The 20,477-nt window shown below is 64.1% G+C and carries 32 protein-coding genes; all 32 read right to left on the bottom strand.

The features are described from left to right. Nucleotides 1-67: 67 nt before the first annotated feature. The 32 genes from rpsK to rpsG all read right to left on the bottom strand — a co-directional run bounded on the left by rpsK (nucleotide 68) and on the right by rpsG (nucleotide 20,396). Nucleotides 68-457: a 30S ribosomal protein S11 gene (gene rpsK / locus AX672_RS13540; protein WP_066652168.1), complete on the bottom strand. Its 390-nt coding sequence runs from the start codon at nucleotides 455-457 to the stop codon at nucleotides 68-70. 81 nt (nucleotides 458-538) lie between these two features. Next, nucleotides 539-907 carry a 30S ribosomal protein S13 gene (gene rpsM / locus AX672_RS13535; protein WP_066652166.1) on the bottom strand — a complete coding sequence of 123 codons (369 nt, stop codon included), beginning with the start codon at nucleotides 905-907 and terminating at the stop codon, nucleotides 539-541. A gap of 204 nt (nucleotides 908-1,111) precedes the next feature. Then, complete coding sequence (locus AX672_RS13530) at nucleotides 1,112-1,672, bottom strand: hypothetical protein (protein WP_066652164.1); 561 nt, start codon at nucleotides 1,670-1,672, stop codon at nucleotides 1,112-1,114. A 63-nt stretch (nucleotides 1,673-1,735) separates the two neighbouring features. Then, nucleotides 1,736-2,119: a hypothetical protein gene (locus AX672_RS13525; protein ID WP_202189335.1), complete on the bottom strand. Its 384-nt coding sequence runs from the start codon at nucleotides 2,117-2,119 to the stop codon at nucleotides 1,736-1,738. Between the two features lie 59 nt (nucleotides 2,120-2,178). Beyond that, entirely contained in the window at nucleotides 2,179-2,832 is a 654-nt protein-coding gene (locus AX672_RS13520; RefSeq protein ID WP_066652160.1) for an adenylate kinase, read from the bottom strand. A 30-nt stretch (nucleotides 2,833-2,862) separates the two neighbouring features. Further along, the gene (secY, locus tag AX672_RS13515) at nucleotides 2,863-4,233 is read right to left on the bottom strand and encodes a preprotein translocase subunit SecY (protein WP_066652158.1); all 1,371 of its coding nucleotides are present in this window, start codon (nucleotides 4,231-4,233) and stop codon (nucleotides 2,863-2,865) included. A 147-nt stretch (nucleotides 4,234-4,380) separates the two neighbouring features. Continuing rightward, complete coding sequence (gene rplO / locus AX672_RS13510) at nucleotides 4,381-4,911, bottom strand: 50S ribosomal protein L15 (RefSeq protein ID WP_066652156.1); 531 nt, start codon at nucleotides 4,909-4,911, stop codon at nucleotides 4,381-4,383. Between the two features lie 87 nt (nucleotides 4,912-4,998). Next, nucleotides 4,999-5,175: a 50S ribosomal protein L30 gene (gene rpmD / locus AX672_RS13505; RefSeq protein ID WP_066652148.1), complete on the bottom strand. Its 177-nt coding sequence runs from the start codon at nucleotides 5,173-5,175 to the stop codon at nucleotides 4,999-5,001. 6 nt (nucleotides 5,176-5,181) lie between these two features. Continuing rightward, nucleotides 5,182-5,892, bottom strand: a complete 711-nt coding sequence (gene rpsE / locus AX672_RS13500) for a 30S ribosomal protein S5 (protein WP_066652143.1) — start codon at nucleotides 5,890-5,892, stop codon at nucleotides 5,182-5,184. Between the two features lies 1 nt (nucleotide 5,893). Continuing rightward, nucleotides 5,894-6,253 (bottom strand): 50S ribosomal protein L18, encoded by a 360-nt coding sequence (gene rplR / locus AX672_RS13495; protein ID WP_066652142.1) that lies wholly within the window; start codon nucleotides 6,251-6,253, stop codon nucleotides 5,894-5,896. Then, complete coding sequence (rplF, locus tag AX672_RS13490; protein ID WP_066652141.1) at nucleotides 6,253-6,786, bottom strand: 50S ribosomal protein L6; 534 nt, start codon at nucleotides 6,784-6,786, stop codon at nucleotides 6,253-6,255. Before rplF ends, rplR begins: the two co-directional genes overlap by 1 nt. Beyond that, nucleotides 6,786-7,181 (bottom strand): 30S ribosomal protein S8, encoded by a 396-nt coding sequence (rpsH, locus tag AX672_RS13485; protein WP_066652140.1) that lies wholly within the window; start codon nucleotides 7,179-7,181, stop codon nucleotides 6,786-6,788. The genes rplF and rpsH overlap by 1 nt, the downstream gene beginning before the upstream one ends. A gap of 9 nt (nucleotides 7,182-7,190) precedes the next feature. Beyond that, nucleotides 7,191-7,496, bottom strand: a complete 306-nt coding sequence (gene rpsN, locus AX672_RS13480) for a 30S ribosomal protein S14 (RefSeq protein ID WP_066652138.1) — start codon at nucleotides 7,494-7,496, stop codon at nucleotides 7,191-7,193. 56 nt (nucleotides 7,497-7,552) lie between these two features. After that, complete coding sequence (gene rplE, locus AX672_RS13475) at nucleotides 7,553-8,131, bottom strand: 50S ribosomal protein L5 (RefSeq protein WP_066652136.1); 579 nt, start codon at nucleotides 8,129-8,131, stop codon at nucleotides 7,553-7,555. Continuing rightward, the gene (gene rplX / locus AX672_RS13470) at nucleotides 8,124-8,444 is read right to left on the bottom strand and encodes a 50S ribosomal protein L24 (protein WP_066652135.1); all 321 of its coding nucleotides are present in this window, start codon (nucleotides 8,442-8,444) and stop codon (nucleotides 8,124-8,126) included. The genes rplE and rplX overlap by 8 nt, the downstream gene beginning before the upstream one ends. Beyond that, on the bottom strand, nucleotides 8,444-8,812 hold the full coding sequence (rplN, locus tag AX672_RS13465; RefSeq protein WP_066652133.1) for a 50S ribosomal protein L14: 369 nt from the start codon (nucleotides 8,810-8,812) through the stop codon (nucleotides 8,444-8,446). The genes rplX and rplN overlap by 1 nt, the downstream gene beginning before the upstream one ends. A 67-nt stretch (nucleotides 8,813-8,879) precedes the next feature. Further along, nucleotides 8,880-9,152: a 30S ribosomal protein S17 gene (rpsQ, locus tag AX672_RS13460; RefSeq protein WP_066652131.1), complete on the bottom strand. Its 273-nt coding sequence runs from the start codon at nucleotides 9,150-9,152 to the stop codon at nucleotides 8,880-8,882. Between the two features lie 10 nt (nucleotides 9,153-9,162). Next, the gene (gene rpmC, locus AX672_RS13455) at nucleotides 9,163-9,378 is read right to left on the bottom strand and encodes a 50S ribosomal protein L29 (protein ID WP_066652129.1); all 216 of its coding nucleotides are present in this window, start codon (nucleotides 9,376-9,378) and stop codon (nucleotides 9,163-9,165) included. Nucleotides 9,379-9,383: 5 nt separating this feature from the next. Then, nucleotides 9,384-9,815 carry a 50S ribosomal protein L16 gene (rplP, locus tag AX672_RS13450; RefSeq protein ID WP_066652128.1) on the bottom strand — a complete coding sequence of 144 codons (432 nt, stop codon included), beginning with the start codon at nucleotides 9,813-9,815 and terminating at the stop codon, nucleotides 9,384-9,386. A 26-nt stretch (nucleotides 9,816-9,841) separates the two neighbouring features. Next, entirely contained in the window at nucleotides 9,842-10,537 is a 696-nt protein-coding gene (gene rpsC, locus AX672_RS13445; RefSeq protein WP_066652127.1) for a 30S ribosomal protein S3, read from the bottom strand. Next, nucleotides 10,537-10,917 (bottom strand): 50S ribosomal protein L22, encoded by a 381-nt coding sequence (rplV, locus tag AX672_RS13440; RefSeq protein ID WP_066652125.1) that lies wholly within the window; start codon nucleotides 10,915-10,917, stop codon nucleotides 10,537-10,539. The genes rpsC and rplV overlap by 1 nt, the downstream gene beginning before the upstream one ends. Continuing rightward, the gene (rpsS, locus tag AX672_RS13435; protein WP_066652123.1) at nucleotides 10,917-11,192 is read right to left on the bottom strand and encodes a 30S ribosomal protein S19; all 276 of its coding nucleotides are present in this window, start codon (nucleotides 11,190-11,192) and stop codon (nucleotides 10,917-10,919) included. Before rpsS ends, rplV begins: the two co-directional genes overlap by 1 nt. 6 nt (nucleotides 11,193-11,198) lie before the next feature. After that, on the bottom strand, nucleotides 11,199-12,050 hold the full coding sequence (gene rplB, locus AX672_RS13430; RefSeq protein ID WP_066652121.1) for a 50S ribosomal protein L2: 852 nt from the start codon (nucleotides 12,048-12,050) through the stop codon (nucleotides 11,199-11,201). A 5-nt stretch (nucleotides 12,051-12,055) separates the two neighbouring features. Then, nucleotides 12,056-12,370: a 50S ribosomal protein L23 gene (locus AX672_RS13425; protein WP_066652119.1), complete on the bottom strand. Its 315-nt coding sequence runs from the start codon at nucleotides 12,368-12,370 to the stop codon at nucleotides 12,056-12,058. Then, nucleotides 12,363-12,995, bottom strand: a complete 633-nt coding sequence (gene rplD / locus AX672_RS13420) for a 50S ribosomal protein L4 (protein WP_066652118.1) — start codon at nucleotides 12,993-12,995, stop codon at nucleotides 12,363-12,365. Before rplD ends, AX672_RS13425 begins: the two co-directional genes overlap by 8 nt. A gap of 5 nt (nucleotides 12,996-13,000) precedes the next feature. Further along, nucleotides 13,001-13,753, bottom strand: coding sequence for a 50S ribosomal protein L3 (gene rplC, locus AX672_RS13415; protein WP_066652189.1), 753 nt, complete (start codon nucleotides 13,751-13,753; stop codon nucleotides 13,001-13,003). 277 nt (nucleotides 13,754-14,030) lie between these two features. Beyond that, nucleotides 14,031-14,339, bottom strand: a complete 309-nt coding sequence (gene rpsJ / locus AX672_RS13410) for a 30S ribosomal protein S10 (RefSeq protein ID WP_007406109.1) — start codon at nucleotides 14,337-14,339, stop codon at nucleotides 14,031-14,033. A gap of 158 nt (nucleotides 14,340-14,497) precedes the next feature. Beyond that, a complete protein-coding gene (gene tuf / locus AX672_RS13405; protein ID WP_066652117.1) occupies nucleotides 14,498-15,691 on the bottom strand; it encodes an elongation factor Tu in 1,194 nt (397 codons plus the stop codon). A 278-nt stretch (nucleotides 15,692-15,969) separates the two neighbouring features. Next, on the bottom strand, nucleotides 15,970-16,479 hold the full coding sequence (locus AX672_RS13400; protein ID WP_168727484.1) for a hypothetical protein: 510 nt from the start codon (nucleotides 16,477-16,479) through the stop codon (nucleotides 15,970-15,972). Between the two features lie 17 nt (nucleotides 16,480-16,496). Next, complete coding sequence (locus AX672_RS13395) at nucleotides 16,497-17,411, bottom strand: OmpA family protein (RefSeq protein ID WP_066652115.1); 915 nt, start codon at nucleotides 17,409-17,411, stop codon at nucleotides 16,497-16,499. A 268-nt stretch (nucleotides 17,412-17,679) separates the two neighbouring features. Next, nucleotides 17,680-19,776: an elongation factor G gene (gene fusA / locus AX672_RS13390; RefSeq protein WP_066652114.1), complete on the bottom strand. Its 2,097-nt coding sequence runs from the start codon at nucleotides 19,774-19,776 to the stop codon at nucleotides 17,680-17,682. A gap of 149 nt (nucleotides 19,777-19,925) precedes the next feature. Next, nucleotides 19,926-20,396, bottom strand: coding sequence for a 30S ribosomal protein S7 (gene rpsG / locus AX672_RS13385; protein ID WP_066652112.1), 471 nt, complete (start codon nucleotides 20,394-20,396; stop codon nucleotides 19,926-19,928). Nucleotides 20,397-20,477 lie beyond the last annotated feature (81 nt).

The raw sequence follows: 20,477 nt of genomic DNA, 5'->3' as shown, positions 1-20,477 counted from the left end.
GAGAGCGCCGCAGGGTGGAGGACTCGCCGCAGCCGGTCCCGAACGGGCCGGCGCGCGAGCGCCGAATTCAGACGCGGCGACGCTTCGACGGGCGCACGCCATTGTGCGGGATCGACGTCACATCGCGGATCGAGGTGATCTGGAAACCGACCGCCTGCAACGCGCGCAGCGCCGATTCGCGGCCCGAACCGGGGCCCTTGACTTCCACCTCGAGCGTGCGGACGCCGTGTTCGGCAGCCTTGCGGCCCGCATCTTCGGCGGCGACCTGCGCGGCATAAGGCGTCGACTTGCGCGACCCCTTGAAGCCCATCATGCCCGCCGACGACCAGCTGATCGCGTTGCCCTGGGCATCGGTGATCGTGATCATCGTGTTGTTGAAGCTGGCGTTCACATGCGCGACACCAGATGTGATATTCTTGCGTTCCCGGCGGCGGATGCGCTGCGGTTCACGTGCCATATCGAATTCCTAATCCCAAAAAGCTGTGCTGCGAGAGCCTTGCGGCGGAGAAAAAGGAAATTCGTCCCGAGGACGAATTTCTTACTTTTTCTTGCCCGCGATCGGCTTGGCCTTGCCCTTGCGGGTGCGCGCGTTGGTGTGCGTGCGCTGGCCGCGCACCGGCAGCCCCTTGCGATGGCGCAGCCCGCGATAGCAGGCCAGGTCCATCAGGCGCTTGATGTTGACCGACGTCTCGCGGCGAAGATCGCCCTCGACGGTGTGATCGGCGTCGATCGTCTCGCGGATCTGCAGCACTTCCTGATCGGTCAGGTCCTGCACGCGGCGCGTGGTGTCGATGCCGAGCTTTTCGGTGATCTGCTTGGCCTTGTGCGGGCCAATGCCATGGATATAGGTCAGCGCGATAACGACGCGCTTGTTGGTCGGGATGTTGACGCCCGCAATACGTGCCATGTAATCTGTTCTCCTGCTCCACAGGGTCAGGCATGGCTGCACCGACCCCATCTCATCGCGTTCAGTCCGACTAACGCACGATACCGGCGCGCGCCAAGATACGCCGCCGGTCCCCGGTGTTTCGGAAGATGGGCCATCTAGGGCTGCAAAATCACTGTGTCAAGCGCGCGATGCGCCATTTTGGCGGGCAGTTCGCGGCCCGCGCTATTTGCCCGGCTTGGCCTCGCCGGTGTCGGGCGGCGGTGCTGCCTCGGCTGCGGCCTTCAGTCGCACGAGCTGAATGCCGAGCACCTTGTCGACCAGCGGCGCCACCGTTTCGGCACCGCTGCGGATATAGCCGCCGACGACATAGCTGAGCTTCACGCGCGTCGCGCCATCCCCCTCGGGCTCGAGGACGAAAGTCAGCGCCCCGCTGACCCCTTCGACTTGCAGCGGCCCCAGCGCCCCGTGGAGCCGCAGCGCACGCGGCGCTTCGACATAGACCACATGACCATGTTCAACGCTGCCCTTGCCCGGCAGCTTTTCGCAGAAGCAGCCGGTCGCCTGCGGGTCGAGGTAGAGATTGGCGCTGTCACCCGAATAGGTGTGCTCCTTGTCCCACCATTTGTTCGGGCTGCGCAGCATCAGCCAGACCTCGCCGATCGGTTTGTCGACCGTCACGCTCTGGGCGGTTTCGAAACCTGCCGGACTGGCCTGAACCACCTCCGCCGATGCAGGCGCCGCAGCCACCGCAAAACCCATGATCAATGCCCGATACCAGCGCATGGCAACGTCCCCTTTTGCGCCCAGCCTATCGCGTGGCACCGCCCGCGCCAAGCACCGCCAATGCTACTCGGGCAAGGCCTCGACGACCTGCCGTACCCAGCCCATGAAGGCGCGCCCTTCGGCCTGCACCGCCGCCGACGAGGCGATATAGGCAGCATCATCGCTATCGATTGCCACCGCCGACCATTGCGCCTGATGATCGGCAATCGCTGTCCGCAGCACGCTCAAACGCTGGCGAAGCTCGGCATAGAGCGGCTCGTTGCGCCGGATCGGGGGGTAATCCTCACCGACCGTCATCACCTTCATCATCCGCATCGCAAGCTCGCGGCGGGCAGCAACCAGATCCTGTTTGCGCGCCGCGTCGCGTCGATCAGCGACTTGCGCCAGCCGTCGCGCGACCGCCTCGATGGCGTCCATTTCGGCTAGGATCTCGGCGCGGGTCGTCAACGGAATCGGCCTTTACCAACCGCGCGATGTCGCGCAGCACGAGCCGGATTTAGGCGCAATCAGGCAGCTGGGGCAAGGATCGCTTCGATCGCGGCGCTGACATGCGCAATATCGGCCATGCCGTCGACATGACGCACCAACCCGCGCGCGTCATAGATCGGAAGGATCGGCGCCGTCTTGGCGCGATATTCGGCCATGCGCTTGCGCACCGTTTCGGCATTGTCGTCGGCGCGGCGCTTGAACTCGGTCGATCCGCAGACGTCGCACACGCCGTCCACCTTGGGCCGGTTGAAGCTGTCGTGATAATTTGTCCCGCACCGCGCGCACGAAAAACGCCCGACGATGCGTTCGACCAGCGCATCTTCATCGACGTCGAGTTCGATCACATAATCGAGCGTGCGGCCGTGGTCGGCGAGCAGCGTGTCGAGCGATGCCGCTTGCGCCGCCGTGCGTGGATAGCCGTCGAAGATCACGCCCTGATCGGACGTGAGCCCGCCCAGCTTTTCGTCGATCAGCGCCGAGACGATCTCGTCCGATACCAGCGCGCCCGAATCCATCACTGCCGCGACCTGGGCGCCGAGCGGCGTTTCGGCCTTGCGGGCATCGCGCAACATGTCGCCCGTCGAGAGCTGCACCATGCCATGCTCGGCCTGCAGACGGCCCGCCTGGGTACCCTTGCCCGCCCCGGGCGGCCCCAGCAAGATGATGTTCAAGCCCGCATCCTCTCTCTTCGCCGCTCGCGCTTAGCGCAGTCGACCGCCCTTCAGCTTCGCTTTCTTGATCAAATCACCATATTGGTGCGCCAGCAAGTGGCTCTGGATCTGCGTTACCGTATCCATCGTCACGTTGACGACGATCAGCAGGCTCGTGCCGCCCAGATAGAAGGGAATGCTGAGCGCCGACACCAGATATTCCGGCAGCAAGCAGATGATCGCCAGATAGGCCGCACCAATCACGGTGATGCGCGTCAGCACATAATCGAAATAAAGCTCGGTGTTCTTGCCCGGCCGGATGCCCGGAATGAACCCGCCATAGCGCTTCAGATTGTCGGCCGTTTCTTCCGGATTGAACACGATGGCCGTGTAGAAGAACGAGAAGAAGACAATGCCGAGCCCGTAGAGCGTCATGAACAGCACTGATCCGTGCTGCAGATACTGGTTGAGCGCGATGATCGTGCTGCCCCACAGCGTATCGCCCGACACATTCTTGCCCGCGAACTGCGTGATCGTCAGCGGGATCGTCAGCAGGGTCGAGGCGAAGATCGGCGGGATGACGCCGGCGGTATTGATCTTGAGCGGCAAGTGGCTGCGGTCGGCCTGCATGCCGGTGCGCGTCTGACGCTTGGGGTACTGGATCAGGATGCGGCGCTGGGCGCGCTCCATGAAGCAGATGAACAGGATCAGCCCGCCCACCGCAAACGCGATCAGCACGACGGTGAAGTCGGTGACGCTGCCGCCGCCGGTCCGCGCCGTCTGCGCCAGATTGTACAGCGTCGACGGCAGGTTGGCGACGATACCGGCCATGATGATCAGCGAAATGCCGTTGCCGATGCCGCGGCTGGTGATCTGCTCGCCCAGCCACATCAGGAACATCGTGCCGCCCAGCAGCGAGATCACCGCGCCAATGCGGAACATGATCCCCGGCTCGATCACCGCCGCCACGCCCTGCGCGGCGCCGAAGGTTTCGAGCCCGGCAGCAATGAAATAGCCCTGGATGATCGTCAGCGCGACCGTGCCATAGCGCGTATACTGGTTCAGCCGCTTGCGTCCGCTTTCGCCTTCCTTCTTGATCGCAGCCAGCGTGGGCGACAGCGAGGTCGCCAGCTGGATCGCGATCGACGCGGAAATATACGGCGTCACGCCCAGCGCGATCAGGCTCATGCGCTTGAGCGCCCCGCCCGAGAAATTGTTGAACAGGTCGAGCACACCGCCGGTCGTCTGCTGGCCGAGCAGCCCGAGCGCGGTCGGATCGATGCCGGGCAGCGGCACATAGCTCAACAGCCGGAAAACGATCAGCGCGCCGATCGTGAACCACAGGCGCTTGCGGAGTTCGGTCGCCTGCGCGAATTTCGCGAGGCTGATGCTGGAGCTCATTCGATCGGCTGCAGATGCCATTGGTGTCAATCGTCCCGGTAATCGCGGCGGCGCACTGCCCGCCTCAATCGCTCATATAGGGGCGCCGCGCTGCTTGTCTAATGCCGCGCGGCGAAACGGACCCGAACGCGAAACGGCGGGGTTGCCCCCGCCGTTCGATCGTGCCGTTCAGCCCTTGGCAGCGGGCTTGTAGCGGCTCTTGCTATACTTCTTGGCTTCGGCCTTCTCATTCGCAGGCACGACGTGGATCACTTCGACCGCGCCGCCCAGCTTCTCGACTGCTTCGATCGCGCCCTTCGACGCGCCGGCAACCTTGAAGCTCAGCTTGGTGGTCAGCGCACCCTTGCCGAGCAGGCGCACACCGTCCTTGCCGCCACGCGCAAGATCCGCCGCCTTCAGCGCGGCATGATCGACGATGCCGTCAGTCGCGAGCTTGCCTGCATCGACCGCCTTCTGGATCGCGCCCAGGTTCACCTCGGCATAATCCTTGGCGAAGATGTTGTTGAAGCCGCGCTTCGGCAGCCGCATGTGGAGCGGCATCTGGCCGCCTTCGAAGCCGGCGATGCTCACCCCTTCGCGGCTCTTCTGGCCCTTCTGGCCACGGCCCGAGGTCTTGCCCTTGCCCGAGCCGATACCACGGCCGACGCGCATCCGGCCCTTGCGGGCACCTTCGTTATCGCGGAGTTCGTTCAGTTTCATGTCGTTGCACTCGCTTTCGCTTTTGTCGCGCTGATTTCTTTGCCCTCTCCCGCGTGCGGGAGAGGGCTAGAAGGAAGTGAGAGGGGCTTACCCCTCCACCTGCACCATGTGACGGACCTTGCGGATCATGCCCCGGACTTCGGGAGTATCCTCGAGCTCGCTCGTGCGATGCAGCTTGTTAAGGCCAAGGCCGATCAGCGTCGCGCGCTGATCGCTGGTGCGGCGGATGGGCGAACCCGTCTGCGTGATCTTGATCGTTGCCATTGCTGGTTACTCCACAATCGCCATCGCATCCGCCTCGGCGGTCTGCGAGCCACCGCGGCCGAGCAGGTCGGCAATCTTCTTGCCGCGACGCTGCGCCACGGCCTTCGGGCTGGTCTGCGTCGTCAGCGCCTCAAAGGTTGCGCGGATCATGTTATAGGGGTTCGACGTGCCGACCGACTTGGTCACCACATCGGCCACGCCGAGCGATTCGAACACGGCGCGCATCGGACCACCGGCGATGATGCCGGTGCCCTGCGGCGCCGAGCGCAGCGTCACGCGGCCGGCACCGAAATGACCGTTGCCGTCGTGATGCAGCGTGCGGCCTTCCTTCAGCGGCACGCGAACCATCGCCTTCTTGGCCGATGCGGTCGCCTTGCTGATCGCTTCGGGCACTTCGCGCGCCTTGCCATGGCCGAAGCCGACCCGGCCCTTGCCATCGCCGACGACGACGAGCGCTGCAAAGCCGAAGCGCTTGCCGCCCTTCACCGTTTTCGACACGCGGTTGATGTGGACGAGCTTTTCGATCAGCTCTTCGCCCTGCTCTTCGCCGGGACCACCACGACCGCCACGGTTGTCGCGACCGCCACGGCCTTCGCGACCGCGACCATCGCGGTTGCCGCCGCCGGGGCCGCCACGACCACGCCCGCCGCGCGGACCACGGCCCTGCGGTGCGTCGCCAGCACCCTCGGTGCCGGTGTTCATCATCTCATCGACCATCTTAGAACTCCAACCCGGCTTCGCGCGCGGCTTCCGCCAGCGCCTTCACGCGACCATGGAACAGGAAGCCGCCACGGTCGAACACGACCCGAGTGACACCCGCCTGCTTGGCCGCTTCGGCAACCCGCTTGCCGACCAGCGTCGCCGCGTCGATGTTCGCGCCCGACGTGCCGCGCACGTCCTTTTCCAGCGTCGAGGCCGATGCGATCGTCCGCCCTTCGGCGTCGTCGATCACCTGCGCATAGATGTGCTTGCCCGAGCGGTGCACCGACAGCCGCGGACGTCCCGCGCTCCGCGCACGCAGCGCGGTGCGGTTGCGGCGGCGCCGCTTCTCGAACAGAGACATTCCCTTGGTCGACATCACTTCTTCTTCCCTTCCTTGCGGAAGATGAACTCGCCGCGATACTTGATGCCCTTGCCCTTGTACGGCTCGGGCTTGCGCCAGCGACGGATTTCCGCAGCCACCTGGCCAACCTTCTGCTTGTCGATGCCCGAAATCTCGACCGTGGTCTGGTCGGGCGTCTTGATCTCGATGCCTTCCGGGATCGCGAAGTTGACGTGGTGGCTATAGCCGAGCTGCAGGTTCAGGTTGCGACCCTGCGACGCGGCGCGATAGCCGACGCCGGTGATCTCCAGCACCTTGGTGAAGCCCTCGGTCACGCCGGTAACCAGGTTCTGCACCATCGTCCGCTGCATGCCCCAGAAGGCGCGCGCGCGCTTGCTGTCGTTCGCCGGCTTCACCGAAATCGCGCCGTCTTCCAGCGCATAGGCGATGTCGTCGAACAGCGGCATGGACAGGGTGCCCTTGGGCCCCTTCACCGAAATCTGCCCGCCGTCGATCGTCGCGGTCACGCCCGCGGGGATCGGCACGGCTTTCTTACCAATGCGGCTCATCAGAATACCTCCGCCAGCACTTCGCCACCGACGTTCTGGTCGCGCGCTTCGGCGTCCGACAGAACGCCACGCGGCGTCGACACGATGGTGATGCCCAGGCCGTTCATCACGCGCGGCAGATCCTGCGCGCCCGAATAGACCCGGCGACCGGGCTTCGACACGCGCGCGACATGCTTGATCGCGGGCTGGCCCTCGAAATATTTGAGTTCGATGCGGATACCCTTGGCAGGGCCCATCTCTTCCTCGGAATAGCCGCGGATATAGCCTTCGCGCTGAAGCACGTCGAGCACGCGGACGCGCAGCTTCGACGCCGGCGACAGGACGCTGTCCTTGCGCGCGCGCTGGCCGTTGCGGATGCGGGTGAGCATGTCACCAATGGGGTCGGTCAATGCCATATCTCGTCCTTACCAGCTCGACTTCGTGACGCCGGGAATCAGGCCCTTATTGGCCAGTTCGCGGAGCTGCACGCGGCAGAGGCGGAACTTGCGGTAATAGGCGCGCGGGCGGCCGGTCAGCTCGCACCGGTTGCGAATGCGCGTCGGGTTGCCGTTGCGCGGCACTTCGGCCAGCTTCAGGCGCGCGATCAGCCGCTCGGTATCGTCGAGCGCCTTGTCATTCGCGATCGCCTTCAGCTTCGCATAGCGGCCGGCGTATTTCTTCACCAGCTTCTTGCGACGCTCATTCTTGTTGATCGAACTCAGTTTCGCCATGGACTTAAGCTCTCTTCTTTTCCTTCATCGACCACGTAACCGGTCGCCAATTGCAATTATGCGGCCTTCTTCTCGGCTGCTTCGATCGGGAACGGGAAGCCGAACAGCCGGAGCAGTTCGCGCGCTTCCTCGTCGGTCTTGGCCGTGGTCGTGACGATCACGTCCATGCCGCGGATCTTGTCGACCTTGTCGTAGCTGATTTCCGGGAAGATCAGCTGTTCCTTAAGGCCACAGGCATAGTTGCCGCGCCCGTCGAACGACTTGGGGTTCAGACCGCGAAAGTCGCGCACGCGCGGCAGTGCGATCGTGATGAAGCGGTCGAGAAACTCGTACATCCGCTCACGACGCAGCGTCACCTTGCAGCCGATCGGCATGCCTTCGCGCAGCTTGAACTGCGCGATCGACTTCTTGGCGCGCGTCACGACGGGCTTCTGCCCCGCGATCAGCTCCATTTCAGCCGCGGCCTGCTCGACCTTCTTCTTGTCCTGCGTCGCTTCGCCCACACCCATGTTCAGGACGATCTTCTCGATCCTGGGCACTTCCATGTGGTTCTTGTAACCGAACTTCTCGGTCATCGCCTTGACGATCGACGCATCATAGAGCGCCTTCATCCGGGGCACATAAACATCAGCCATTGACGACCTCCCCCGACTTCACGGCCACGCGGACCTTCTTGCCGTCGCGCTCTTCGAAGCGGACGCGGGTGGGTGCGCCGGTCTTGGGGTCGGCAAGCGCGACCTTCGAGACGTGGAGCGGCGCTTCGAACTTGTCGAGACCGCCCTGCGGGTCGGTCTGGCTCGGCTTCTTGTGGCGGGTCGCGATGTTCACGCCCGACACGACGACCTTGCCGTCCTTCGGCATGGCGCGCGTGACTTCGCCGGTCTTGCCCTTGTCCTTGCCGGACAGGACGACGACGGTGTCACCCTTCTTGATCTTTGCGGCGGCCATTACAGCACCTCCGGCGCAAGGCTGATGATCTTCATGTGCTTCTTGCCACGAAGTTCGCGCACGACCGGCCCGAAGATACGGGTACCGATCGGCTCCTCGTTCTTGTTGACCAGCACGGCGGCGTTGGTGTCGAAACGGATCACCGAGCCATCGGCGCGGCGAATGTCCTTCGCCGTGCGCACGATGACGGCGCGGTGCACGTCGCCCTTCTTCACCTTGCCGCGGGGCTGTGCTTCCTTGATGCTGACGACGATGATGTCGCCCACACCGGCCGTGCGACGCTTCGAGCCGCCCAGCACCTTGATGCACTGCACCCGCTTCGCGCCGCTGTTGTCAGCGACCTCGAGATTGGACTGCATCTGGATCATCGATCCGGTTCCTTCTTCACCTTGGGGTCGGTTTCCGACCGAGCCCCGCCTAAACTAGCGCCAGCGCTTATGCGTCGACGTCGACTCGCTCGGGCGTCGCATGGGTGTTGACCCGCTCGATCACCTTCCAGGTCTTCAGCTTGCTGATCGGCGCGGTCTCTTCGATCCGCACGACTTCGCCAGCCTTGTATTCATTGCCCTCGTCATGGGCGTGGTACTTCTTCGAGCGACGGATGATCTTGCCGTAGAGCGGGTGCTTCACCTTGCGCTCGACATTCACCACCACCGTCTTGTTGCCCTTGTCGGACACGATCTGTCCGGTCAGCACGCGCTTCGGCATGTCTAAATCCTCACTTCGCGGCCGAGCGTGCGCGCTCGGCCTGCAGGGTCTTGATGCGCGCGATGCTGCGGCGGACTTCCTTGACGCGCGCCGGCTTCTCGAGCTGACTGGTCGCCGCCTGGAAACGCAGGTTGAACGCTTCGCGCTTCAGCTGTCCGAGCTGCTCGGTCATCTGGTCGTCGCTCTTGGTGCGCAGGTCGGCAACCGTGTTCTTGTTCTTGCTCATCGCCCTCAACCTTCCAGATGCGAGGTATCGCCGAGGCGGGCGACAACCTTGACCTTGATCGGCAGCTTCATTGCCGCGCGCTCGAAAGCGACGGCGGCAACCGGACCCGGCACGCCGTCAAGTTCGAACAGGATGCGGCCCGGCTTCACCCGCGCTGCCCAGAATTCGGGCGAACCCTTGCCCGAGCCCATGCGGACTTCGGCAGGCTTCGACGACACCGGCACGTCGGGGAACACGCGGATCCAGAGGCGACCCTGGCGCTTGATGTGACGCGTGATCGCGCGGCGCGCCGCTTCGATCTGGCGCGCGGTGATCCGGTCGGGCTCCATCGCCTTCAGCCCATAGGAGCCGAAGTTGAGGTCCGATCCACCCGTGGCCTTGCCATGGATGCGGCCCTTGAAGGCCTTGCGGAACTTGGTCTTTTTTGGCTGCAACATTGCTCAGATTCCTCAGCGAAGCGCTATCAACGGGCCGGGCGGACGCCGGAAGTCTGCGCTTCCATCATCAGCCGGTCTTGCGCCATCGGGTCGTGACCCAGAATTTCGCCCTTGAAGATCCACACCTTCACGCCGCACACACCATAAGCGGTGTGGGCCTGCGCTTCGGCGTAATCGACGTTCGCGCGTAGTGTGTGGAGCGGCACGCGACCTTCGCGATACCATTCCGAGCGCGCGATTTCGGCGCCGCCGAGGCGACCGCCGCAATTGATCCGGATGCCTTCGGCACCCAGCCGCATCGCCGACTGCACTGCACGCTTCATCGCGCGGCGGAAAGCGATACGACGCTCGAGCTGATCGGCAATGCCCTGCGCGACGAGCTTGGCGTCGATTTCCGGCTTGCGGATTTCGACGATGTTCAGCGACACGTCCGACGAGGTCATCGAAGCGAGCTTCTTGCGAAGCTTTTCGATGTCGGCGCCCTTCTTGCCGATGATCACGCCGGGGCGTGCAGCGAAGATCGAGATGCGGCACAGCTTCGCCGGCCGATCGATCACCACCTTCGAAATCGCCGCCTGCGGCAGCGTCTTCATGATGAATTCGCGGATGCGCAGGTCTTCGAGCAGCAGGCGACCATAGTCGGCGCCGTCGGCATACCAGCGGCTGTCCCAGGTGCGGTTGATCTGCAGGCGCAGACCAATGGGATTGGATTTCTGACCCATTATGCTTCTTCCTGCTGTTCACGCACCACGATCCGCAGCCGCGAGAACGGCTTGAGGATGCGGGTCGACTTGCCGCGGCCGCGCGTGGCGAAGCGCTTCATCACGATGCCCTTGCCCACGCTTGCTTCGGCGACGACGAGCGCGTCGACGTCGAGATTGTGGTTGTTTTCCGCATTGGCGATCGCCGACGCGAGCACCTTGCGTGCCTCGACGGCCATCGCCTTGGTCGAGAACTGCAGGATGTTCATTGCGTCACCCGCCTTCTTGCCGCGGATCAGGCCCGCGACGAGGTTCAGCTTCTGCGCCGAACCACGGATCTGGGTGCCGACCGACAGCGCCTCATTGGCGGCCACGCGGCGCGGAGCTGCTTGCTTGCCCATCAGCGCTTGCCCTTCTTGTCGGCAGCATGGCCCGGGAAGAAGCGGGTCGGCGCGAATTCGCCGAGCTTCATGCCGACCATGTCTTCGTTGACCGAAACCGGCACGAACTTGCGACCGTTGTAGACGTTGAACGTCAGGCCGACGAAGTCGGGCAGGATCGTCGAACGGCGCGACCAGGTCTTGATCGGTGCGCGCGCGCCCGATTCCTGCGCGGTCTGCGCCTTCTTCAGCAGGTGGAGGTCCACGAACGGACCCTTCCAGACGGAACGAGCCATGTGCGTTTAGCCCTTCTTCTTCGCGTGGCGCGAGCGGATGATCATCTTGTCCGTCGCCTTGTTGTGGCGGGTGCGCGCACCCTTGGTCGGCTTGCCCCACGGGGTCACCGGATGGCGACCGCCCGAGGTCCGGCCTTCGCCACCGCCGTGCGGGTGGTCGACCGGGTTCTTGGCCACGCCGCGCGTCAGCGGGCGCTTGCCGAGCCAGCGATTGCGGCCGGCCTTCGCCAGATTGGTGTTGGCGTTGTCGGGGTTCGACACCGCGCCCACCGTGCCCATGCAATCGCTGCGGATATAGCGCTGCTCGCCCGAGTTGAGGCGGATCATCACCATGCCCTTGTCGCGACCGACGACCTGCACATAGGTGCCGGCCGAGCGCGCGAGCTGACCGCCCTTGCCGGGCTTCATCTCGACGTTGTGAATGATGGTGCCGACCGGCATCTGGCCGAGCTCCATCGCGTTGCCCGGCTTCACGTCGGTCTTCTTGCCTGCGATCACCTTGTCGCCGACGGCCAGACGCTGCGGCGCGATGATGTACGCCAGCCGGTCCTTGCCTTCTTCATCGGCGCCATAGTTGACGAGCGCGATGAAGGCCGTGCGGTTGGGATCATATTCGATCCGCTCGACCGTGCCTTCGACATCCCACAGGCGGCGCTTGAAATCGACCAGGCGATAACGCTGCTTGTGACCACCGGCGATACCACGCGAGGTGACATGGCCCTTGTTGTTGCGGCCACCGGTCTTGCGCTTGCCTTCGGTCAGCGCCTTCACCGGGCCGCCCTTGTGCAGACCCGAACGGTCGACAAGGATCAGGCCACGGCGTGCCGGGCTGGTCGGGTTGTAATGCTTGAGTGCCATGACCCTCAGATCCCCGTCGTCACATCGATCGACTGCCCGTCTTTCAGGGTCACGATCGCTTTCTTCACGTCAGACCGCGTGTAGGGCTTGCCCTTCCACTTCTTGGTCTTGCCCTTTTGCACCATCGTGTTGACGCCGGTGACGTTCACGTCGAACAGCGCTTCCACGGCGGCCTTGATCTCGGGCTTGGTCGCATCGCCCGCCACCTTGAACACAACCGCGTTGTGCTCGCTCAGCAGCGTTGCCTTTTCGGTGATGTGCGGCGCCACGATCACGTCGTAATGACGCGTATCAACGGCTGCCTTCGCCTTCTTAGCCATTGAAGCGCGCCTCCAGCTTTTCGACCGCGGCGCGGCTGAGCACCAGCGTGTCGGCTTTAAGAATGTCGTAGACGTTGGCGCCGGCGGCCGGCAGCACGTCGATCGCGCGGATGTTGCCAGCGGCGAGCGCGAAGCTCGATTCAACCATGTCGCCGTCGATGACGAGCGCGCGCTTCGAGCCGGTCGCTTCGAAGCTCTTGGCGAGCACTGCGGTCTTGGCATTGTCGACCACCAGCGTGTCGAGCACGACCAGCTTGCCCTCGCGGGCCTTTGCCGACAGCGCCATCTTCAGGCCGAGCGCGCGCACCTTCTTGTTGAGCGACGGGTTGAAGTCGCGGACGCGGGCGCCGTGCGCCTTACCACCGCCGATGAACACCGGCGCGCGGCGATCACCGTGACGGGCGGTACCGCCGCCCTTCTGGCGACCGAACTTCTTGCCGGTGCGCGCGACATCGGCACGCTCACGAGTGCCGCGGGCGGTGCCGCGACGCTTTTCGAGTTGCCAGGTGACGACGCGGTGCAGGATGTCGGCACGCGGCTCGAGACCGAACACATCGTCCGACAGGTCGAGCTCGTCCTTGCCGGCCACAAAGCCGTCGGCGAGAGTGGAGATCTGAATCTTCATGACGCTCAGCCCTCCTGGCCGTCGGTGGTGTCGACCGCTGCCGTGTCTTCGGCGGGCGTGTCGGCAGCCTGGTTGCTGTTGGCGGCGGACTTGAGCGCAGCGGGGTACGGCGCTTCCGCCGGACGCGCGATCTTCACTGCGTCCTTGACGATCAGCCAGCCGCCCTTCGATCCGGGCACCGAGCCCTTGATGAAGATGAGGCCGCGCTCGACGTCGGTCGACACGATTTCCAGATTCTGCTGCGTGCGCTGGCGGTCGCCCATGTGACCCGCCATCTTCTTGTTCTTGAAGACCTTGCCCGGGTCCTGACGGTTGCCGGTCGAGCCGTGCGAGCGGTGCGAGACCGACACGCCGTGCGTCGCGCGCAAGCCGCCGAAGCCCCAGCGCTTCATCGCGCCGGCAAAGCCCTTGCCCTGCGTGTAGCCCTGGACGTCGACATATTGGCCGGGAATGAAATGGTCGGCGCCGATTTCGGCACCAACGTCGAGCAGCGCGTCTTCCGACACGCGGAACTCGGCGAGCTTCGCCTTGGGCTCGACTTCGGCCTTGCCGAAGTGGCCACGCTGCGGCTTGGCGACGTTCTTCGCCTTCGCCGTGCCTGCGCCGAGCTGAAGCGCGACATAGCCGTCACGCTCGGTCTCGCGGCGCGCGACAACCTGCAGCTTCTCGAGCTGGAGAACGGTGACCGGCACGTGCCGACCATCGTCCTGGAACAAGCGGGTCATCCCCATTTTCTTCGCGATCACGCCAGTGCGCATGACCATGCTCCTTCAATACAGAGGCCCGCCCCGGACAATCCGCGGCGGGCGTATCAGCCCATAAATCGATGCGAGCCCCGTCCCGGGCTGGTGCCCGGTTGCCCGGGCGCGACGGGGGACGCAGCCCGGGCATGCCCGGCGGTATCCCTTATGTGTGGAGCCAGTGGCTCTCAACCTTGGTGCGCTTTTGCTTCCTTCGAACCGGCAGTGCCGGAGGCCAGGAACCCCCAATGCAGGGGCAGCGCGAATCCTTGAATCCGGTCAGGAAGCGGCGCCATTACGCCAGCTTGATCTCCACGTCAACGCCTGCCGCGAGATCGAGCTTCATCAGCGCGTCGACCGTCTGCGGCGTCGGCTGCACGATGTCGAGCATGCGCTTGTAGGTGCGCACTTCGAACTGCTCGCGCGACTTCTTGTCGATGTGGGGGCCACGGTTGACCGTGAACTTCTCGATGCGGGTAGGCAACGGGATGGGACCACGGATGAGCGCGCCGGTGCGGCGGGCGGTGTCGGCGATATCGCCGGTCGCCTGATCGAGCACGCGATGATCAAACGCCTTCAGGCGAATGCGGATATTGCTGTCCATAAGACGAACCTTGGTCCCTACCGATGCGAAAGAGCGGGCCCGTTGCCGGGCTTTGACTTTTAAAACAGAACAGGAGGCGGCGCAGTAACGATGCCTCTATTAAAATGCAACCGCCCGGGCCCCTCGTCGAGGCCCGGGCGGCACATTTTTTTGCAAGCTTACTTCAGGATCGTGCTGACGACGCCTGCACCGACGGTGCGGCCACCCTCACGGATGGTGAAGCGCTGGCCGACGTCCATGGCGATCGGCGCGATCAGCTTGACGCCGAGCGCGATGTTGTCGCCGGGCATGACCATTTCGGTGCCCTCGGGCAGCTCGACCGTGCCGGTGACGTCCGTCGTGCGGAAGTAGAACTGCGGACGATAGTTGGCGAAGAACGGCGTGTGACGGCCACCTTCGTCCTTCGACAGCACGTACACTTCCGACTGGAAGTCGGTGTGCGGTTTGATCGAACCCGGCTTGGCGAGAACCTGGCCACGCTCGACTTCGTCACGGGCAACGCCGCGGATCAGCGCGCCAATGTTGTCGCCGGCCTGGCCCTGATCGAGCAGCTTGCGGAACATTTCGACGCCGGTGACGACGGTCTTGCGGGTGGTTTCCTGGATGCCGACGATTTCGACTTCCTCGCCGACCTTGACCACGCCGGTTTCGACACGACCGGTGACGACGGTGCCGCGACCCGAGATCGAGAACACGTCTTCGATCGGCATCATGAACGGCTTGTCGAGCGGACGATCGGGCTGCGGGATCGATTCGTCGACCGCGGCCATCAGCGCGAGGATCGCTTCCTTGCCCAGCTTCTCGTCGGTGCCGTTGAGCGCCGCCGTTGCCGAACCACGAATGATCGGAATATTGTCGCCGTCAAAGTCGCGCTTCGACAGTTCCTCACGGATTTCCAGCTCAACCAGCTCGAGGATTTCCTCGTCGTCGACCAGATCGACCTTGTTCAGGAACACGACCATCGTCGGCACGCCGACCTGACGCGCGAGCAGGATGTGCTCCTTCGTCTGCGGCATCGGGCCGTCGGTCGCTGCGACCACCAGGATCGCACCGTCCATCTGCGCGGCGCCGGTGATCATGTTCTTCACATAGTCGGCGTGGCCGGGGCAATCGACGTGCGCATAGTGGCGGTTCTTGGTCTCATACTCGACGTGCGCGGTCGAGATCGTGATGCCGCGCTCGCGCTCTTCGGGAGCCTTGTCGATGTTTTCGAAGTCAACCTTTTCCGAGAGACCTTCCTCGGACAGCACCTTGGTGATCGCCGCCGTCAGCGACGTCTTGCCGTGGTCGACGTGGCCGATGGTGCCGATGTTCAGGTGCGGTTTGCTCCGATCGAACTTTGCTTTCGCCATTTCTTCCTCTGTCTATCAAACCGAACCGCCGCCGGGCACGCGGCGCGAATAAACCCGTCTTCAAACTTCTGGATCAGGGAACCGCGCCGTCTTGGCGAGGGCCGAACCCCAAACGAAAACCACCGGCCCTGACACGGGCCGGCGATGAAGCGGGGCCTTTAACCCAAGCGTGCCGGGTTGGCTAGAGCGAAAATCGCCCCGGACTCGACGACCGGCACGGGCGCGATATGGCGACGCCTACCGCGCTTGTCCAGTATTTATGCGGCAATCCTGCGCGGCTATTTCTTCTCGGCACCATAAGTGACGGCAGCCGTCGTCTTGCCATCGGCGATACTTGCCTGGATCGACAGCGAACGCCCGGTTTTTTCGTCCCTTGCACCGAACATCTTGGCGCCGTTGATGTCCATGTTGGACACATCGGTCAGCCCCGCTGACGCTGCGCGCGCCTTGTAGAATTCGATCACCTTCTCCGGCGAATCGCTGGTGGTAAAGGTCACCATGCCGCCCGCGCCGTCCTTCGAGCTGCCCGAAAAGCTCGCGCCGACTTCACCGCCGGGATAGGCGGGCGCGTAATCGGCGAGATTCGCGGGCCATTGCCCGCCGCTGCCAGTGGTGATCGTCGCGGTGCCGTCATTGGTGGTCGAAGTGATCTTGGCCGAGTCCTCGCCGTCCTTCTGCTCGACCTTGATGGTCGAACCATCGGGAGTCGTGATCGTCCGCTCGGTCTTGTCGCCGCTGCCGCATGCCGCCAGCGCGAGTGCTGCAATCACGATCGTCAGCTGTTTCATCATGTGGTCTCGTTCCATCAAGGCAAGCGGAGAAGTTCGACACGCCGGTTGGCGGCGCGCCCTTCGATCGTGTCGTTAGGGGCGCGGGGCCGCGCCTCGCCAAACCCTGTGGCGGTGAAACGGCCCGCATCGAAACCGGCCTCGGCCAGCGCACGCAGCACGGCCTCCGCCCGCGCCCGCGACAGCGCCAGATTGGCGCCGTCGCCACCAATCGCGTCGGTATGCCCCTCAATCGCCAGCCGCCAGCCGGGATTGGCGCGCAGCACGCCGGCCGCCGCATCAATCGCCGCGCGCGATTGCGGGAGCAAGGTCGCCTTGGCCGTCTCGAAATAGATGCCGGGCAGCTCTGCGCGTGCGCCCTGCTGTGCCAGCGCGCGCGCCAGCGCCGCACCGGTCGCCTGTGGATCGTCGATCCGCACGACCCGCACCTGCGCCTCGGCATTCGCCCCGATCGCAAGGTTGAGCATCAGCGGATTGGCCGGATCGTCGAGGAACAGCCCGTGGACAGTGTCAGTCCCGCTGCCGCCGATGACATCGATCACGGGCAGCATCACCGATCGATCACCGATCAGCACCGCAAAGCTGCGTGTCGGGTTGGGCGCGAGCCGCAGCGTCACGTCGCGGATCGACCCGCCATAATCGAAGCGGACAGTCGCCGATTTCCCAGCCTTCAGCTCGCCGAACACCGCGCGCGATAGCCCAATCGCGGTCGATCCGGCGATCGTTTCGGGATCGCCTTCCCAGAAGCGGGCCTTGTAATAGCGACCGTTATTGGCATCGGCACCGGTCACACGGCGGCCGATCGTCTTCACGCGCCCGCGCTGCCGCTGGGTGTAGCTGAGTTGATAGCCCCCATCGCCCTCGACCGCCACGACCCGCTTGAACGATTCGTAATCGCCCTCCGCCTCGGCAGCAGCAGTGACGATCGTCACGCCAGGTCGCAAAACGACTGCGGGCGCAGTGGCCGCTACAGGTTTGGTAGCTGGCGCGGCTGCGGGCTTCGGTGCCGCTTGAGCAGACGGCGTGGCCGCATTCGCCGCCGCTGCCCCTTGGGCAGAGTCCGCTGATGCGCTGCATCCGCCAGCGCATAGCAACGACACTATCAGCACGATCCGCTTCACGCACCGCCCCCCAAACGCTCCGCACGTTTATGAACGCGGGAGCGGCCGGGTCAACGGTAGTTTCGTGACAAATGCGAGATCAGGCCATCTTCGCCTTGACTTCGTCAGCCACATTCTGCGGCACTTCGTCATAGTGCGAGAACTGCATGCTGTACTGCGCACGGCCCTGCGTGAACGAGCGCAGCTGGTTGACGTAGCCGAACATGTTGGCAAGCGGGACCATCGCTTCGACGGTCTGCGCGTTGCCGCGGCTGTCGGTGCCCTGAATCTGGCCGCGCCGCGAGTTCATGTCGCCGATCACGTCGCCGAGATAATCCTCCGGCGTCACGACTTCGACCTTCATGATCGGCTCGAGCAGCTTGATGCCGGCCTTCGCCGCCACTTCGCGCATCGCGCCCCGGGCGCAGATTTCGAACGCCAGCGCCGACGAGTCGACGTCGTGATACTTGCCGTCGACCAGATGCACCTCGAAGTCGATGATCGGGAAGCCGATCAGGTGACCGCTCTCGGCGGCTTCGCGCATGCCCTTTTCCACCGACGGGATGTATTCGCGCGGGATGTTGCCGCCCTTCACTTCGTCGAAGAACTGGAAGCCCGAACCACGCTCGCCCGGCTTTACCTGCACGCGCACTTCGCCGAACTGGCCCGAACCGCCCGACTGCTTCTTGTGCGTGTAGGTCAGCTCGACCGGCTTGGCGAGATATTCGCGATACGCCACCTGCGGCGCGCCGACATTGGCCTCGACCTTGAACTCGCGCTTCATGCGATCGACGATGATTTCGAGGTGGAGTTCGCCCATCCCCTTGATGATCGTCTGGCCGCTTTCGGCGTCCGAGCTGACGCGGAACGACGGATCCTCGCGCGCGAGGCGGTTGAGCGCGACGCCCATCTTTTCCTGGTCGGCCTTGGTCTTGGGTTCGACCGACAGCTCGATCACGGGCTCCGGGAACTCCATCCGCTCGAGGATGATCGGCGCCGCCTGCGCGCACAGCGTGTCGCCGGTGGTCGTGTCCTTCAAACCCGCCAGCGCGACGATGTCGCCGGCAAAGGCTTCCTGAATGTCCTCGCGGCTGTTCGCATGCATGAGCAGCATGCGGCCGACCTTTTCCTTCTTGTCCTTGACCGAGTTCATTACGGTCGAGGCGCTTTCGAGCTTGCCCGAATAGATGCGCGCGAAGGTGAGCGTGCCCACGAACGGGTCGTTCATGATCTTGAACGCCAGCGCCGAGAAGGGCTCGGTGTCCGACGAGGGGCGCTCGTCCGGCGTTTCGCCGTCGAGCTTGACGCCCTTGATCGCCGGCACGTCGAGCGGCGACGGCAGATAATCGATGACCGCGTCGAGCAGCGGCTGCACGCCCTTGTTCTTGAAAGCCGAGCCGCAAAGCACCGGCACGAACGCCATTTCCAGCGTCCCCTTGCGGATCAGCCGCTTGAGATCGGCGACGCTCGGCTCATTGCCTTCGAGATAGGCTTCCATCAGCGCGTCGTCTTGCTCGACGGCCATTTCGATCAGCTCGCTGCGATATTGCGCGGTCTTCTCGACGAGGTCGGCAGGCACGTCCTGATATTCGAACTTCGCACCCAGCGATTCTTCAAGCCAGATGATCGCGCGGTTCTCGACCAGATCGACCAGACCCTTGAAGTCGCCTTCGATGCCGATCGGCAGATACAGCACTGCCGGACGCGCGCCGAGGCGGTCGATGATCGAATTGACGCAGAAATAGAAATCGGCGCCGGTGCGGTCGAGCTTGTTGATGAAGCACATCCGCGGCACCTTGTACTTGTCCGCCTGACGCCACACCGTTTCCGACTGCGGCTCCACGCCCGCCACGCCGTCGAAGCAGGCGACCGCGCCGTCGAGTACGCGCAGCGAACGCTCGACTTCGATCGTGAAGTCGACGTGGCCGGGGGTGTCGATGATGTTGATGCGGTGCTCTTCACCCTTGCCTTCTTCGGCGCGCCAGAAGCAGGTCGTCGCTGCCGACGTGATGGTGATCCCGCGCTCCTGCTCCTGCTCCATCCAGTCCATCGTCGCGGTGCCTTCATGCACTTCGCCGATCTTGTAGGACTTGCCGGTGTAATAGAGGATGCGCTCGGTCGTCGTCGTCTTGCCGGCATCGATGTGGGCCATGATGCCGATGTTGCGATAGCGTTCGAGCGGATGGCTGCGGGCCATGACGTGGTTCCTTGGAGATGTGGAAGAGGCCGAGGCACAAACCCCGGCCGCCTTACCGAATATAGGATCGTTAACCGAGCGGCGAAAGCCCAAGGGCGCCACCGACCAGCAGCGGCGCCCTTAGCAGCACCGAATACCCAGCGCCAGCGTTACCAGCGATAATGGCTGAACGCGCGGTTGGCCTCGGCCATGCGGTGGGTGTCTTCGCGCTTCTTGACCGCATTGCCGCGGTTATTGGCGGCGTCCATCAGCTCGCCCGACAGGCGCCCGGCCATGGTGTGCTCGCTGCGGTTGCGCGCCGCGGCGATCAGCCAGCGGATCGCCAGTGCCTGCGCACGCTCGGGGCGAACTTCGACCGGCACCTGATAGGTCGCACCACCGACACGGCGGCTGCGCACTTCGATGCCCGGCTTCACATTGACAAGCGCGTCATGGAACACGCCGAGCGGGTCCTTCTTCGCGCGCGCTTCGATGGTTTCGAGCGCACCATAGACGATGCCTTCGGCGACCGACTTCTTGCCGTCGAGCATCACCGAATTCATGAACTTCGACAGCACCTCATCCCCGAACTTGGGATCAGGCAGGATTTCCCGCTTTTCGGGACGACGACGACGCGACATAATTTCTTCCTTTGCGCTTCAGCCTGGTCCGGAACCCGTCCGGGGCTTACTTCCGTTACTGGTACGAGGGCCGGCGAACGG

The sequence above is a fragment of the Sphingomonas sp. CCH10-B3 genome (assembly GCF_001556185.1).
GTDB lineage: Bacteria > Pseudomonadota > Alphaproteobacteria > Sphingomonadales > Sphingomonadaceae > Sphingomonas > Sphingomonas aquatica.
The sequence above is the reverse complement of the archived record's forward strand: the minus strand, read 5'-3'. Positions and strand labels throughout refer to the sequence as shown.

Bases quoted from the DNA above. Each gene is read 5' to 3' on its own strand.
- rpsK (WP_066652168.1), bottom strand. From the start codon at position 457: ATGGCACGTGAACCGCAGCGCATCCGCCGCCGGGAACGCAAGAATATC.
- rpsM (WP_066652166.1), bottom strand. From the start codon at position 907: ATGGCACGTATTGCGGGCGTCAACATCCCGACCAACAAGCGCGTCGTT.
- AX672_RS13530 (WP_066652164.1), bottom strand. From the start codon at position 1,672: ATGCGCTGGTATCGGGCATTGATCATGGGTTTTGCGGTGGCTGCGGCG.
- secY (WP_066652158.1), bottom strand. From the start codon at position 4,233: ATGGCATCTGCAGCCGATCGAATGAGCTCCAGCATCAGCCTCGCGAAA.
- rplO (WP_066652156.1), bottom strand. From the start codon at position 4,911: ATGAAACTGAACGAACTCCGCGATAACGAAGGTGCCCGCAAGGGCCGG.
- rpmD (WP_066652148.1), bottom strand. From the start codon at position 5,175: ATGGCAACGATCAAGATCACGCAGACGGGTTCGCCCATCCGCCGCACC.
- rpsE (WP_066652143.1), bottom strand. From the start codon at position 5,892: ATGGTCGATGAGATGATGAACACCGGCACCGAGGGTGCTGGCGACGCA.
- rplR (WP_066652142.1), bottom strand. From the start codon at position 6,253: ATGTCGACCAAGGGAATGTCTCTGTTCGAGAAGCGGCGCCGCCGCAAC.
- rplF (WP_066652141.1), bottom strand. From the start codon at position 6,786: ATGAGCCGCATTGGTAAGAAAGCCGTGCCGATCCCCGCGGGCGTGACC.
- rpsH (WP_066652140.1), bottom strand. From the start codon at position 7,181: ATGGCATTGACCGACCCCATTGGTGACATGCTCACCCGCATCCGCAAC.
- rpsN (WP_066652138.1), bottom strand. From the start codon at position 7,496: ATGGCGAAACTGAGTTCGATCAACAAGAATGAGCGTCGCAAGAAGCTG.
- rplE (WP_066652136.1), bottom strand. From the start codon at position 8,131: ATGGCTGATGTTTATGTGCCCCGGATGAAGGCGCTCTATGATGCGTCG.
- rplX (WP_066652135.1), bottom strand. From the start codon at position 8,444: ATGGCCGCCGCAAAGATCAAGAAGGGTGACACCGTCGTCGTCCTGTCC.
- rplN (WP_066652133.1), bottom strand. From the start codon at position 8,812: ATGATCCAGATGCAGTCCAATCTCGAGGTCGCTGACAACAGCGGCGCG.
- rpsQ (WP_066652131.1), bottom strand. From the start codon at position 9,152: ATGCCGAAGCGCGTGCTGACCGGACAGATCGTGTCCGACAAGGGCAAC.
- rpmC (WP_066652129.1), bottom strand. From the start codon at position 9,378: ATGAGCAAGAACAAGAACACGGTTGCCGACCTGCGCACCAAGAGCGAC.
- rplP (WP_066652128.1), bottom strand. From the start codon at position 9,815: ATGTTGCAGCCAAAAAAGACCAAGTTCCGCAAGGCCTTCAAGGGCCGC.
- rpsC (WP_066652127.1), bottom strand. From the start codon at position 10,537: ATGGGTCAGAAATCCAATCCCATTGGTCTGCGCCTGCAGATCAACCGC.
- rplV (WP_066652125.1), bottom strand. From the start codon at position 10,917: ATGGGCAAGCAAGCAGCTCCGCGCCGCGTGGCCGCCAATGAGGCGCTG.
- rpsS (WP_066652123.1), bottom strand. From the start codon at position 11,192: ATGGCTCGTTCCGTCTGGAAGGGTCCGTTCGTGGACCTCCACCTGCTG.
- rplB (WP_066652121.1), bottom strand. From the start codon at position 12,050: ATGGCACTCAAGCATTACAACCCGACCAGCCCGGCACGCCGTGGCCTG.
- AX672_RS13425 (WP_066652119.1), bottom strand. From the start codon at position 12,370: ATGGCTAAGAAGGCGAAGGCAGCCGTTGATACGCGTCATTACGACGTG.
- rplD (WP_066652118.1), bottom strand. From the start codon at position 12,995: ATGAAGATTCAGATCTCCACTCTCGCCGACGGCTTTGTGGCCGGCAAG.
- rplC (WP_066652189.1), bottom strand. From the start codon at position 13,753: ATGCGCACTGGCGTGATCGCGAAGAAAATGGGGATGACCCGCTTGTTC.
- rpsJ (WP_007406109.1), bottom strand. From the start codon at position 14,339: ATGGACAGCAATATCCGCATTCGCCTGAAGGCGTTTGATCATCGCGTG.
- tuf (WP_066652117.1), bottom strand. From the start codon at position 15,691: ATGGCGAAAGCAAAGTTCGATCGGAGCAAACCGCACCTGAACATCGGC.
- AX672_RS13400 (WP_168727484.1), bottom strand. From the start codon at position 16,479: ATGAAACAGCTGACGATCGTGATTGCAGCACTCGCGCTGGCGGCATGC.
- fusA (WP_066652114.1), bottom strand. From the start codon at position 19,776: ATGGCCCGCAGCCATCCGCTCGAACGCTATCGCAACATCGGCATCATG.
- rpsG (WP_066652112.1), bottom strand. From the start codon at position 20,396: ATGTCGCGTCGTCGTCGTCCCGAAAAGCGGGAAATCCTGCCTGATCCC.